This window comes from Bradyrhizobium oligotrophicum S58, assembly GCF_000344805.1.
GTDB lineage: Bacteria > Pseudomonadota > Alphaproteobacteria > Rhizobiales > Xanthobacteraceae > Bradyrhizobium > Bradyrhizobium oligotrophicum.
In genome coordinates this window covers 6,304,642-6,316,859 of record NC_020453.1, presented here as the reverse complement: position 1 = coordinate 6,316,859, position 12,218 = coordinate 6,304,642, and the positions used below count along the sequence as shown (strand labels likewise).

General features: G+C 67.1%; 11 protein-coding genes. 2 read left to right on the top strand and 9 right to left on the bottom strand.

Features of this window, described 5'->3' with window-relative positions:
• The first annotated feature begins 26 nt into the window (after positions 1 to 26).
• Positions 27 to 566 (top strand): adenine phosphoribosyltransferase, encoded by a 540-nt coding sequence (locus S58_RS27225; RefSeq protein WP_015668625.1) that lies wholly within the window; start codon positions 27 to 29, stop codon positions 564 to 566.
• A gap of 17 nt (positions 567 to 583) precedes the next feature.
• Here the strand turns inward: S58_RS27225 and S58_RS27220 are convergent, their stop codons facing one another.
• The 9 genes from S58_RS27220 to S58_RS27180 form a co-directional block, all read right to left on the bottom strand.
• Entirely contained in the window at positions 584 to 1,252 is a 669-nt protein-coding gene (locus tag S58_RS27220) for a hypothetical protein (protein WP_015668624.1), read from the bottom strand.
• A gap of 56 nt (positions 1,253 to 1,308) precedes the next feature.
• Complete coding sequence (locus S58_RS27215) at positions 1,309 to 2,070, bottom strand: P-loop NTPase family protein (protein WP_015668623.1); 762 nt, start codon at positions 2,068 to 2,070, stop codon at positions 1,309 to 1,311.
• Between the two features lie 264 nt (positions 2,071 to 2,334).
• Entirely contained in the window at positions 2,335 to 3,555 is a 1,221-nt protein-coding gene (locus S58_RS27210) for a M48 family metallopeptidase (RefSeq protein WP_015668622.1), read from the bottom strand.
• A 33-nt stretch (positions 3,556 to 3,588) separates the two neighbouring features.
• On the bottom strand, positions 3,589 to 4,146 hold the full coding sequence (locus S58_RS27205; protein ID WP_015668621.1) for a LemA family protein: 558 nt from the start codon (positions 4,144 to 4,146) through the stop codon (positions 3,589 to 3,591).
• A 181-nt stretch (positions 4,147 to 4,327) separates the two neighbouring features.
• Positions 4,328 to 4,759, bottom strand: coding sequence for a COG4315 family predicted lipoprotein (locus S58_RS27200; RefSeq protein WP_042340249.1), 432 nt, complete (start codon positions 4,757 to 4,759; stop codon positions 4,328 to 4,330).
• A gap of 144 nt (positions 4,760 to 4,903) precedes the next feature.
• Entirely contained in the window at positions 4,904 to 5,893 is a 990-nt protein-coding gene (locus S58_RS27195) for a small ribosomal subunit Rsm22 family protein (RefSeq protein ID WP_015668619.1), read from the bottom strand.
• Positions 5,894 to 5,954: 61 nt separating this feature from the next.
• The gene (gene smc, locus S58_RS27190; protein ID WP_042340248.1) at positions 5,955 to 9,419 is read right to left on the bottom strand and encodes a chromosome segregation protein SMC; all 3,465 of its coding nucleotides are present in this window, start codon (positions 9,417 to 9,419) and stop codon (positions 5,955 to 5,957) included.
• Between the two features lie 244 nt (positions 9,420 to 9,663).
• Positions 9,664 to 10,320: a DsbA family protein gene (locus S58_RS27185; RefSeq protein ID WP_015668617.1), complete on the bottom strand. Its 657-nt coding sequence runs from the start codon at positions 10,318 to 10,320 to the stop codon at positions 9,664 to 9,666.
• A gap of 118 nt (positions 10,321 to 10,438) precedes the next feature.
• Positions 10,439 to 10,918 (bottom strand): DUF721 domain-containing protein, encoded by a 480-nt coding sequence (locus S58_RS27180; RefSeq protein WP_015668616.1) that lies wholly within the window; start codon positions 10,916 to 10,918, stop codon positions 10,439 to 10,441.
• 119 nt (positions 10,919 to 11,037) lie between these two features.
• Between S58_RS27180 and mutY the strand changes: the two genes are divergently transcribed.
• On the top strand, positions 11,038 to 12,141 hold the full coding sequence (gene mutY, locus S58_RS27175; RefSeq protein ID WP_015668615.1) for an A/G-specific adenine glycosylase: 1,104 nt from the start codon (positions 11,038 to 11,040) through the stop codon (positions 12,139 to 12,141).
• The last annotated feature ends 77 nt before the right edge of the window (positions 12,142 to 12,218 follow it).

Below are 12,218 nucleotides of genomic sequence, written 5' to 3'. Positions count from 1 at the left end.
CGGCCAAACAAGGCAATGAGAGCACGATGACGTTCGATCTGGACATCAAGAACACGGTCCGCACCATTCCGGACTATCCGAAGCCGGGCATCCTGTTCCGGGACATCACGACCCTGCTGGCGGATGCGCGTGCGTTCCGCCGCGCGGTCGATGAGCTGGTGCATCCCTGGGCCGGCTCGAAGATCGACAAGGTCGCGGGCATCGAGGCGCGCGGCTTCATCCTCGGCGGGGCGGTGGCGCATCAGCTCTCGGCCGGCTTCGTGCCGATCCGGAAGAAAGGCAAGCTGCCGCACAAGACCGTCAGCATGTCCTATGCGCTGGAATACGGCACCGACGAGATGGAGATGCATGTCGACGCGGTCGAGCCCGGTGAGCGCGTGATCCTGGTCGACGACCTCATCGCCACCGGCGGCACGGCCGAGGGCGCGGTGAAGCTGCTGCGGCAGATCGGCGCCACCGTCGTGGCGGCCTGCTTCATCATCGACCTGCCGGATCTCGGCGGCGCCGCCAAGCTGCGCGCGCTCGACGTTCCCGTGCGCACGCTGATCGCGTTCGAAGGGCACTGAGGGCAGCGAGGCGGGCCTCAGGACCGCTGCATCAGCAGCTCTTTCTCGATCTCGCGCAGCTCGTAGTAGTTGCGACGGATCCATTGATAGAGCTCGGTGGAGGGGTCCTTCTCCTGGCGCAGATAGCCTGTGAAGGAGAACGAGAAACGCTCGATGTAGGTCTTCAGGAACGCGGGCAAAGCGGCGATCCGCAGGTGCCTGCTGCGGCTGTACAGCTCGGGAAGGTCTTCACGCAGCACGTGCTCGTTCTCGACCACGATCAGCTGCTGCCGCGGGATCTGGCGCCGCAGGGCGTCGTAGGCCCGCATCGAGACCCGGTCGCCCTCGGCGCAGTACAGCACGATCGGGACCACCTTCCGCCGCGAGGCCTCCTTCAAAAAGCCGATCTCTTCGGACATTTTGAAGAACTCGTCGAACGAGTAGTAGCCGAGGTCGATCACCTTGGCGATGCCGTCGTTGAGGATCACCCGATCCATCAGCTGGATCTTGCCGTAGGTGTCCTCGATCGACGCGGTCTCCGTGATCTGCGGCAGGAAGTCGAGCAGCGACGGCTCACGCAAGGTGACGTCGAAGGCGAGCACTTGGCCGTTCTTCAGCAGCAGGAACTCGCTCAGCACCCGCGCAAGCAGCGTCTTCCCGGACTGCGGCCGGGGCGAGCAGACGATGTAGACGGGCGTCGCGGGCATCAGACCTATATCAGGTCAAATGCGATTGCGATAAAGTCCCATCATTCACGGAGACGCTATTTTTCCCCGGCCGGCCGCGACGCCGGCTGCTTGGTCGATCCGACGATGTCGGTCAGCTTGATGCGGTCGTATTCGCTCCAGACATTGGCGAGCCAATGCCGGACGTAGCCGCGCAGCACGAACGAATAGTTGGCGGCCTCGTCGTGCGGACCCTTGTTGGCGACGAATTTCAGGAACGGCACCGAGGCGACCTCGACCTGCTCGAACGCCATTTCGTTCAACTTGGGGATGGTCAGCTCGGTCGCATCCTTGATGCGGTGGAAGTAGGAATTATAGGTCGCCTGGTCCCACTCGAAGAAGCTGGTGTTGTTGATGAAGTTCTTCACCAGGAAATATTTCGCGCCGATCATGTAGCTCGCCGTCTCGGCGATCTCGTCGAGCGAGGCGATCGACGATCCCAGGATGTGGAACACGGCGAAGGTGATCTGGCCGGAGCGAGCGGCGTCGAGGAAGCCGATGTCCCTGAGCGCGGCGAGCGTCGGCGACATCAGGCCGGCGCGGACGTCGATCACGGTGACCGAGGGCGCCACCGCGCTCAGGGTGTCGAAGATCTTCATCTGGTCCGGCGTCGAATTCATGTCGACGATCTCGGTGATTTCGGGGTGGAAGCGCTTCAGGGTGCCGCGCGGATGCTCGGTGTCGAACGCCCTTGTGGGGACGTTGTTGGCGCTGAAATAATCGAGCAACGTCCGCGACACCGTGGTCTTGCCGACCCCGCCCTTGTCCGCGCCCACCACCACCACTGCCGGTTTCGCCATGGAAAGTCCTTCAGCCCTGAGGCCGGCCAGGGGGCCGGCGCATTGCATTCTGCTTTGGGCGCGAACATGGCAGAAACGCTGGAGAATTCAAATTCATTGCAGCACGGGACAGGGGAAATTTGCACCTTGGCTGCAACAGACCGGAGCAATCGCAAGCATTCCGGCCGAAACGTTCGCCCCGGTGCGGAAGCACTTGCAAGAGAGTGGCAAGACGATTGCCCGTCGCGCGGGATCGGCACCGGAATCCCGCTGTGGAGGTGACGTCTAGTGCTGGCCCCAGGGACCCGTCGCGGGTGTGGTCCAAGGTCCTCCGGGAGTGGCCTGTCCTTGGCCGGATGGCGTGGTCGGGCCATCGGCATGGCCCCACGGGCCGCTGGACGGCAGCGGCGGCGGAGCGTTGCCGTCTGTCGCCTCAGTGCCTGTCTCGTCCGGCTGTGCCTCGTCTGCCTCGTCCGAGGGCAGCGCCAGCGGGCCCGGATCGTGGCCACCGGCGAACTTGATCAGCGCCTGGACGCGGGCATCGACCGAGGGGTGGGTGGCGAACAGGTCGGCAAAGCCCTCGCGCGGATTGTCGACGCACAATTCCATCACGGCTGAGGTTGCGCCGGGCAGCTCGCCGCGGCCCTCGATCTTGCGCAATGCGCTGATCATGGCGTCCGGGTTCTTGGTGAGCTCGACCGAGCCGGCATCGGCGAGGTATTCCCGGGTGCGCGACAGCGCCAGCTTGACCACCTGGGACAGCAGCCAGGCCAGCACGATCAGCACCACTGCGATGATCACGACGATGACCGCGCCGCCGCCGGAGTTCTTGCGGTCAGAGGACGACGACGACGATGAAGAGGAGGACGACGAGGAGCCGCCCCAGGACCCGCCGCCCCAGCTCATGTTGGTGAACAGGCGGAAGAACAATTCGCCGAAGAAGCCGACCACGCCGGCGATGATGACAGCCACGACCATCAGCTGGACGTCGCCGTTGCGGATATGGGTGAGCTCGTGGCCGAGCACGGCCTCGATCTCCTGGTCGTCGAGCGCCTCCAGAAGACCTGTCGTGACCGTGACCGCGTATTGCCGCGGGTTCAGGCCGGTGGCGAACGCGTTCAGCGCCGGGCTGTCCATGATCTTCAGCTGCGGCATGGTGATGCCGCGCGAGATGCAGAGGTTTTCGAGCAGATTGTACAGCCGCGGCTGCTCCTGGCGGGTCACGGCAGTCCCGCCGGTCACCGCGTCGATCATCTTCTGATGGAAGAAATAGGCGATCACGATCCAGGCGGCCGCGCCGAGCGTGGCCCAGGGCAGCGCCTTCATCAGGTCGCGCGTGGCGGCGTTCATGTAATAGGCGACGCTGCCATTGCCGTTGATCATGACCTCCGCGATCAGCGCGCCGGCGAACACCAGCACGTAGATCAGCAGGAACAGGCCGCCGAGCAGCAGCATCGACCGGGTCTTGTTCGATGCGATGTGGGTGTAGAGACCGTAGGCGGCCATGGCGTCGGGCCCTTCAGGCGCGAAGGCGCTGGCTCAGAACTTGACGCTGGGGGCGGCCTCGACCTCGGTCCGGCTGGCGCCGAGATCGAAGAATTCCTTGCGGGTGAAGCCGAAGGTGCCGGCGAACAAGGCCGCCGGCATCTGCTGAATGCCGGTATTGTACTCCTGCACCGCGCTGTTGAAGAAGCGGCGGCTGGCGGCGATCTTGTTCTCGAGGTCGGACAGCTCGCTGGCGAGCTGCTGGAAGTTGGCGTTGGCCTTGAGGTCCGGATAGGCCTCGGACAGCGCGATCAGGCGCCCCAGCGCGCCGGAGAGCTGGCCCTCTGCCGCCGAGACTTGGGACGGTCCTTGCGCCGACATGGCGGCGTTGCGGGCCTTGATCACCTCGTCCAGGGTGCCTCGCTCATGCGCGGCATAGCCCTTCACGGTCTCGACCAGGTTCGGGATCAGGTCGTGGCGCTGCTTGAGCTGGACGTCGATGTCGGCAAAGGCCTGGCTGACCCGCTGGCCGAGGGCCACCAGCCGGTTGTAGGCGCCGAAGGCGAACAGCACGAGAACGACGATGATGCCGAGGACGATCCAGCCGGACATGACGGGCTCCGAGGGAGAGGGCAGGAGGAGGACGAGGCGGCCGACACATGGCGGCGCCGCCGGCCCTCGCGCGGACCGGCGTGCATTGGTCGCATCAGAACGGATGCCCGTTCAAGCCGCGCTGCATTGAATGGCTGCTTCAATGCGCGCCTGGCCGCCGAGAAACGGCGGTGCCGAGGGCTCAATAGGGGCGGGCGACCTTCCACTGCTGGGCGGGATTGTGGCCATTGACCTCGCCTGGTGCGCTGTCGAGCTGCGAGGTGTAAAGCGGCCGATAGCGATAGGCCCACATCTTCTTGCCGTCACTGCGGGTGATGACCGTGAAATCGCCGCTGGCGATCGCGTTGTCGGGCGCAGTCAGCGGCGGGCGCTTCTGGGCACAGTCGCCGTCGCAGGTCGACTTGGTCCCGGTGTTGTCGCGCTCGGTATAATACAGCGTCATGCCCTTGAGGTCGGTGAGGATCGGGCCGTTTTTGCCGATGGTCGCCTTGGCCGGCGGGCCTTCCTGCTTCGGGGCCGGCGGCGGTGCCGAGGATTCGCCGCCATGGCCGCCCGCGAAGGCGGTTCCTGCCGAGGCCAGCAGCATCGCAGCGATCGTCATCGTCCTGAACATCGAAACGCGTTCCCTTGTGAGCAGCGCCCTCAGCGCCCGTTGCAGCTCACCGTAGCAAACACGAATTTCTCTCGGGTTTCGCGAAGTCGCGAAAATGAGAGACAAACACGACCTGACGTTAACCAAGCCGGGCCGCGGCGGTATCTACGGGCGCGGCGGCGGCTCCACGCCGTCGCCCCAGTCCCAGCGCCGCGCGGCGGCGAACGCGGCCTTGTCGCGCCGGGGAATGGCGACGACGGTCGCGGTCCCGTTCGCCTGACAAAGCTTCGCCATGGCCCCGATCTTCGTCACCGCTGGCGGCGCGAGGACGCGCGCGGCAGGCCGGTGCGGGACGGGTTGACGGGTCAAGGCGATGAAGCTGAACTTCTCGTCCTCGAACGGGACGTCCGCGCCCTTGAGCTCGCGATGCGCCCGCGAGCGCGCCAGCCGCTGGGCGAAGTGGCACCAGTCCGGAGCGACGAGCGGACACGCCGCCGCATGCGGGCAGGGCGCCGCGACATGAGCCCCGGCTACGATCAGGCGGTCGCGCGCCGCGATGATGCGCTGATAGCCGGCGGGCGTGCCGGGCTCGACGATCAGAAGCGTGTCATCCGTCCTCGCCCAGAGCGCGTCGACGAGGTGAAGGCGCTCGGCGTCGCTCAGTTCGCCGATCATGTAGCTGGCGACGACGAGATCGGCGCTGTCAGCGCGATCGAGCAGCGTCCGTGCCGGGCCCAGCGCGTAGTCGAGATCGCGGATGCGCATCGTGTCATCAGCGAGCGCCAGCGCGAGCGTGCGCAAGGCGGGATTGGAATCGACGGCGTTGAACGACGTCAGCGACGAGAATACGTCCGCCGCAGCGAAGCTCGCGGTGCCCGGCCCGGCGCCGATATCGAGTAGCGAGACGGGTGCGAACTCCGGGCTGGCCTGCATCAGGGCATTCAGGCTCGCCGCCACCGCAGCATAGGTCGCCGGCATCCGCACGGTGGCGTAGGCGATCGCGTCGGCGTCGCTCGTGATCGTTCCGGAATTGCCGCCACTGCGATAGGCCGCCGAGATGCGCGCCGCGCGGACCGCTGCATCCTGCCGCGACTGCCCGTGCAGCTTGGCTTCCAGGCTGGCCTTCAGCGCGGCGGGGAGATCGGGAGAGATCATCGGTCCTCTCCACGCGCCATTCCGGACGCCGCTCGCGGCGATCCGGAATGATGCAGCAAGATCATGCCACCTGCTGGTCGAGGATCTTCACGGCCTCGTCGAGCGCGACCGAGACGAGCTGCGACACGCCGCGCTCGGCCATGGTGACGCCGAACAGCCGGTTCATGCGCGCCATGGTGATCGGGTTGTGGGTGATGATGATGAAGCGGGTCTCGGTCGAGCCCTTCATCTCGTGCAGCAGGGTGCAGAAGCGTTCGACGTTGTGGTCGTCGAGCGGAGCGTCGACCTCGTCCAGCACGCAGATCGGCGAGGGGTTGGTGAGGAACACCGCGAAGATCAGTGCCATCGCCGTCAGCGCCTGCTCGCCGCCCGACAGCAGCGACAGCGTCTGCGGCTTCTTGCCCGGCGGCTTGGCGATGATCTCGAGACCCGCTTCGAGAGGATCGTCGCTCTCGATCAGGTGCAATGCAGCCTCGCCACCGCCGAACAGCTCGGTGAACAGCCGCTTGAAGTGGTCGTTGACGGTCTCGAACGACGCCTGCAGCCGCTCGCGCGCCTCCTTGTTGAGGCTCTGGATGCCCTGGCGCAGCCGCTTGATGGCCTCGACGAGGTCGTCGCGCTCGGTGGTCAGCGCGGTGTGCGAGCCCTCGACCTCCGTTAGCTCCTCCTCGGCGCGCAGATTGACGGCGCCGAGCCGCTCGCGATCGCGACGCAGCTTCTCCAGGCTGTCCTCGATCTCGTGCAGCGGCGGCAGCTGGGTGTCCGGGCCGATCTCGGCCATGGCCGCGACGGCCTGCGGCTCGCATTCGAGCATGTCGTGGATTTCGCGCTCGACGTCGCCGACGCGGCGCTTGGCGCTCTCCAGCCGCTCCTCGGCGCGGGCCGCTGCCTCGCGCGACTTCGACAACGCTTCCAACGACGCCTTGGCGGCGCGGTCGGTGTCGCCCATCGCGGTCTCGGCTTCGGCCAGCGCATCGGCGGCGACCTGGCGCTCGCCATCGGCGATTTCGAGCTCGTCGATCAGCGCGCTGCGCTTCTCGGCAAAGATCTCCGGCGCATTGTCGAGCTCGGCGCGTTCGTCCTTCACCTCGGCGATGCGGGCCTCGATGGTCGCGATCTGCGAGCCGGCGCCGCGGATGCGGTTGAACCAGTCGTTACGCTCGCTGATGATCGCCTGCACGCGGCGGTCGGCCAGCTCGGCCTCGCGGGCGAGGGCTTGCGCTTCGGCACGAACCTGCGCCGCGGCGCGGCGCCTGGCCTCGATATCCGCGCGCACGGCGGCAAGGCGGCCGTCGGCTTCGGTGGTCGCCGGCAGCTCCTCGATCGCTTCGAGCGCATTCTGGTGCAGCTCGGCGATCTCGGCGCGATCATGGGCGAGACGCGTCGACGCTTCGACCAGCGCCGATTTGCGCGCCGAATGGCGATTGATCTCGCGCTCGGCATTGGCGTGGCGCTCGCGCGCGGAGTTGACCTCGCGCTGGGCAGCGCGCCAGGCTTCGCGCGCGGCGCTCTCGGCGGCGGTGGCCGCCTTCACCTCGGCCTCGGCGCTCTCGAGCGCCTGACGCTTGTTGGTCGCATCGATGCGCGCCTGTTCCAGCTCGCTCTCGATGTCGATCAAGCGGGCGCGCTCGGCCAGGCGCCGGGCCGCACCGGTCGGCGCATGCGCCGCCGCGATGAAGCCGTCCCAGCGCCAGACGTCGCCTTCGGAAGAGACCAGCCGCTGGCCGGTCTTGAGCTGCGACACCAGCTGCGCACCGCGATCGCGCGACACCACGCCGATCTGGGCGAGACGGCGCGACAGCTCCGGCGGCGCCTGGACATAGGCCGCGAGCGGCTCGACGCCGTCCGGCAGCGCGGGGTCGGTGACTTCTGCACCGGCCACGGTCCAGTGCATCGGCGCCGATGCATCGACCGGTGCGTCGAGATCGTCGCCTAGCACGGCGCCGAGCGCCTTCTCAAAACCCTTGGCCACGGTGACGCCGTCGATGATCGGCGGCCACAGATTCTTGGTCTCGCTGTTGACCATCTTGGAGATGGTGCGCGCCTCGGTCTCGAGCCGCTGCACCCGCTTGTCGGCTTCGGCGAGCGGGGCGCGCGAGGCTTCGAGCTTCTGCCGCGCATTGGCCTGTGCAGATTCGTTGGTCTGCACGGCAGCCTCGGCCTGGGCCTCGGATTCCTCAGCGGCTTCGAGCGTGGCCGCCAGCGTATCGAGATCGCCGAGATGGGCGGTCTCCTGCGCCAGCCGCTCCTCGTCGGCGCGGACATTGGCGATGTCCTGGTCGAGCCGGGCGAGGCGATCGCGATGGCTGCGGACGTTGGCCTCTAACTGGTTGCGCCGCGCCGTCAGGTCGGCGAGCTGCGTCGTCAGCTCGGTGAACTGACGTTCGATCTCTGACAGATTGGCCTCGGCCTCGGCGACGCGCTCGTCGACGCCGCTGCGCATCTCGACGCGCGCCTTGATCTCTTCCTTCAGCTCCGCGTCTTCGGTCTCCAGGCGCTGCAGCGCGACCTGCGCGTCCTGGTTCTGCTGCTGCTCGCGCGCGACGTCGGCGGTGAGCTGCATCAGGCGGCGATCGAGCTCGCCGACGCGCTCCTTGGCGCGCACCTCCTCGCGGTCGAGCAGGTCGCGGGCGTTCTTCAGCCGCTGCATGGTCGCGGCGGCGCGGGCCTCGGCCTCGCGCAGCGCCGGCAGATGCGAGGAGCGGATGGCCTGGATGCGCGCCGATTCGGCCTGCTCGCGGGTCCGCTCCGCCATCTCGCGCACGCTGACATCGTGCACGCGTGCGGCGTCGTTCAGATCGGCATGCGCGCCCATCCATCGCATATGATAGAGCGTGGCTTCCGCCTTGCGCACCTTGGCGGCGACCTCGCGATAGCGGATCGCCTGGCGGGCCTGCTTGCGCAGCCCTTCCATCTGGCCGGCGAGCTGGCCGATGACGTCTTCGACGCGCAGCAGATTGGTCTCGGCTGCCTTCAGGCGCAGCTCGGCCTCGTGGCGGCGCGCATGCAGGCCGGCGACGCCGGCGGCGTCTTCCAGCACGCGGCGGCGCTGCTCGGGCTTGGCCTGGATGATCTCGCCGATCTTGCCCTGGTGGACCAGCGCCGGGGAGCGCGCGCCGGTGGCGGCGTCGGCGAACAGGATCTGCACGTCGCGGGCGCGCACGTCACGGCCGTTGATGCGATAGACCGAGCCGGCCTCGCGCTCGATGCGGCGCGAAATCTCGAGAATGTCACGGTCGTTCACGGCAGCGGGCGCGGTGCGATCGCTGTTGTCGATCGTCATCACCACTTCGGCGTGATTGCGCGACGGGCGCGTGTTCGACCCGGAGAAGATCACCGCGTCCATGTCGGCGGCGCGCAGAGATTTGTGCGAGGTCTCGCCCATCGCCCAGCGCAGTGCTTCGACCAGATTCGACTTGCCGCAGCCGTTCGGGCCGACGACGCCGGTGAGGCCGGGTTCGATCACGAAGTCAGTCGGTTCGACGAACGTCTTGAAACCGTGAAGACGAAGACGCGTGAGTTTCATGCACAGATTCTCTGTTGGCGGGAGACGAATCTCCCAGCCCCGACAATACCATGGAAGGCAATGTCAATGTGGACTGAGTCGCCGTGGCGCCCCGTTCTAGGGGCCGGACAATGGCGAGGGCCGCCCCTCAGGGCAACCCGCCGGCCCTGCTTTTCCAAGGCTTTCTCGTGGCAACCTGTCCACCAAACAGAAGCGGCCCCACGAAGGGGGCCGCGCTGTGTCCTCCAGGACTCAGTGATTCGAATCAGCTCTTCAGAAGCGGATTGATCTTCTTCTGAAACTCCTCGATCGAGGTCTCACCCTTGATCTTGTCGCCGTTGACGAAGAAGGTCGGCGTCGAATCCACTTTAAGAACGTCGCTCGCATACTTCTGGTCGGCGGCGATCTTGTCGAGCAGCGCCTGGTCCTTCAGGCAGGCCTCGACCTGCTGCTGGCTGAGTCCGGCCTGCTTGCCGATCCGGGTCAGGGTCTCCGTGGTGTTCTTCACCACCCAGTCGTTCTGCGAACGGAACAGCATGTCGGTGACCGCAAAATACTTCTGTGCGTCGCCATTGGCGATGCAGCGCGTCAGCATCGAGCCGGCGGCGGCTTTGATGTCCAACGGGAACTCGCGGAAGATGTAGCGCACCTTGCCGGTATCGATGTATTCGGCCTTCAGCTTCGGGAACACCGTCGCGTTGAACGCCGCGCAATGCGGACAGGTCATCGAGGCGTATTCGGTGATGGTGACCGCGGCGTCTGCCGGCCCGAGCACCATATCGGGCAGCGACACCGGCTTGGCGACATCGGACGCGCTCTGCGCCATGGCGTCCGAGATCAGCCGCAGCGGGGACAGGCCCGCCAGGGCGGCGAGGCCGGTCAGCGACAAGGCGGCGGTGAAGGCGCGGCGGGTGATGATCAAGGCTCTGCTCCGAAATGGGCGCATCTCGCGCCTGAAACGCTCACAACTTGGCTTTTCGCTAGCTTGAAACCCACCCGGAGGCAATGCCGGGCCGCAAAGCGGGATCAAAGGCCGGGCGTCAATTTCGCTTGATGGCAGCGCCGAGCCGGGCCAGGGCGTCCCGGAGGGCGTCGTCCTCGATCGCGGTCAGGGTCGAGGCGACCTTCGCCACCGTCTTCGCATCGGGTGGCGCCGGGCGGCGCTTCACGGGCGGCCGCAACAGCGGGCCCTGGCGCAGCGCCAGCTTGCCAACGGCATGCCAGCCGAAGAAGCGGTTGACCCGCTCCAGGATCACGTCCGAGGAATGCTGGATCTCCAGCGCCATCGGCCCCTCGACGCGCAGGATCAAGGTCGCCGGCTCCTGCGGCTGGCCCTCCACCGGCCGCGGCCATTGCATCTTCAGCGGCTGGGCATGCTCGGCGATGTCGCGGCCGGCGATCTCCGGCCAGCGCGTCACGAGTTCACGCGCGGCAAACCCCTGCTTGGCGTAGGCAGCCGTCAGCACGTCGCCCATCATGAGTGCGAGAGGCTTTGCGGTGAGGCGGCCGGGCTTTGCCATGATGAACGGTGGTCTCGTGGTGCTTATCGTCGGTCCGGGCTCGAAGAAAGCCGTGGATGCCGCCGACGAGATCGCGGTCCAACGGGCGACGACGGCTCCTGACGTACTAGATTAAGCCAATGGTGTCATCAGCCCTTCCTTCCAAGCGCAAGAACCGACAGCGGATTGATCCGGCCGCCGAGCGTCCGGCGCAACTGCTCGCCTGGTACGACCGCCATCGCCGGCGGCTGCCATGGCGTGCGCCGGCCGGGCAGCGCTCCGATCCGTATCGGGTCTGGCTGTCCGAGATCATGCTGCAGCAGACCACGGTGAAGGCGGTCGGGCCGTATTTCGAAAAATTCCTGGCGCGCTGGCCTGAGGTCACGGCGCTCGGCAGCGCGGATCTCGACGACGTGCTCCGGATGTGGGCCGGGCTCGGCTATTATTCGCGGGCGCGCAACCTGCATGCCTGCGCCGTCACCGTGATGCGCGAGCATGGCGGCGTGTTCCCGGACACGGAGGAGGGGCTGCGCAAGCTGCCCGGCATCGGTCCGTACACCGCGGCGGCGATCGCCGCGATCGCGTTCGATCGCCTGACCATGCCGGTCGACGGCAACATCGAGCGCGTCGTGTCGCGCCTGTTCGCCGTCGAAGACGCGCTGCCGCAGGCCAAGCCGCAGATCCAGGCGCTCGCGTCGACCTTGCTCGGACCCTCGCGCGCGGGCGACAGCGCGCAGGCGCTGATGGATCTCGGCGCCACCATCTGCACACCGAAGAAGCCGGCCTGCGCGCTGTGCCCGCTGAACGAGGATTGCGCAGCGCGTGAGCGCGGCGATCAGGAGAGCTTTCCGCGCAAGGCCGCCAAGAAGACCGGCGCGCTGCGGCGCGGTGCGGCGTTCGTGGTCACCCGTGGCGACGAACTGCTGGTGCGCTCGCGCCCCGCAAAGGGCCTGCTCGGCGGCATGACCGAGGTCCCCGGCTCGGAGTGGCTGGCCGGCCAGGACGATTCCGACGCGCTCGCCCAGGCGCCGGAGCTCGCAAGCGTGAAACGCTGGCATCGCAGGCTCGGCGTCGTCACCCACGTCTTCACGCATTTCCCGCTCGAGATCGTCGTCTACACCGCCAACGTGCCGGCGCGAACGCGCGCGCCGGGCGGCATGCGCTGGGTGCCGATCGCGACGCTCGACGGTGAGGCGCTGCCCAACGTGATGCGCAAGGTCGTGGCGCACGGGCTCGGGGACTGAGGCTGCGCGTATGATGGAAGCTGAAGGCGCTTTGCGAACTGACTGATGTAGCTGATGTAGGGTGGGCAAAGGCGCGC

Coding starts and splice junctions, on each gene's coding strand:
- S58_RS27225 (WP_015668625.1), top strand. CDS start 27: ATGACGTTCGATCTGGACATCAAGAACACGGTCCGCACCATTCCGGAC.
- S58_RS27220 (WP_015668624.1), bottom strand. CDS start 1,252: ATGCCCGCGACGCCCGTCTACATCGTCTGCTCGCCCCGGCCGCAGTCC.
- S58_RS27215 (WP_015668623.1), bottom strand. CDS start 2,070: ATGGCGAAACCGGCAGTGGTGGTGGTGGGCGCGGACAAGGGCGGGGTC.
- S58_RS27210 (WP_015668622.1), bottom strand. CDS start 3,555: ATGGCCGCCTACGGTCTCTACACCCACATCGCATCGAACAAGACCCGG.
- S58_RS27205 (WP_015668621.1), bottom strand. CDS start 4,146: ATGTCCGGCTGGATCGTCCTCGGCATCATCGTCGTTCTCGTGCTGTTC.
- S58_RS27200 (WP_042340249.1), bottom strand. CDS start 4,759: ATGTTCAGGACGATGACGATCGCTGCGATGCTGCTGGCCTCGGCAGGA.
- S58_RS27195 (WP_015668619.1), bottom strand. CDS start 5,893: ATGATCTCTCCCGATCTCCCCGCCGCGCTGAAGGCCAGCCTGGAAGCC.
- smc (WP_042340248.1), bottom strand. CDS start 9,419: ATGAAACTCACGCGTCTTCGTCTTCACGGTTTCAAGACGTTCGTCGAA.
- S58_RS27180 (WP_015668616.1), bottom strand. CDS start 10,918: ATGGCAAAGCCCGGCCGCCTCACCGCAAAGCCTCTCGCACTCATGATG.
- mutY (WP_015668615.1), top strand. CDS start 11,038: ATGGTGTCATCAGCCCTTCCTTCCAAGCGCAAGAACCGACAGCGGATT.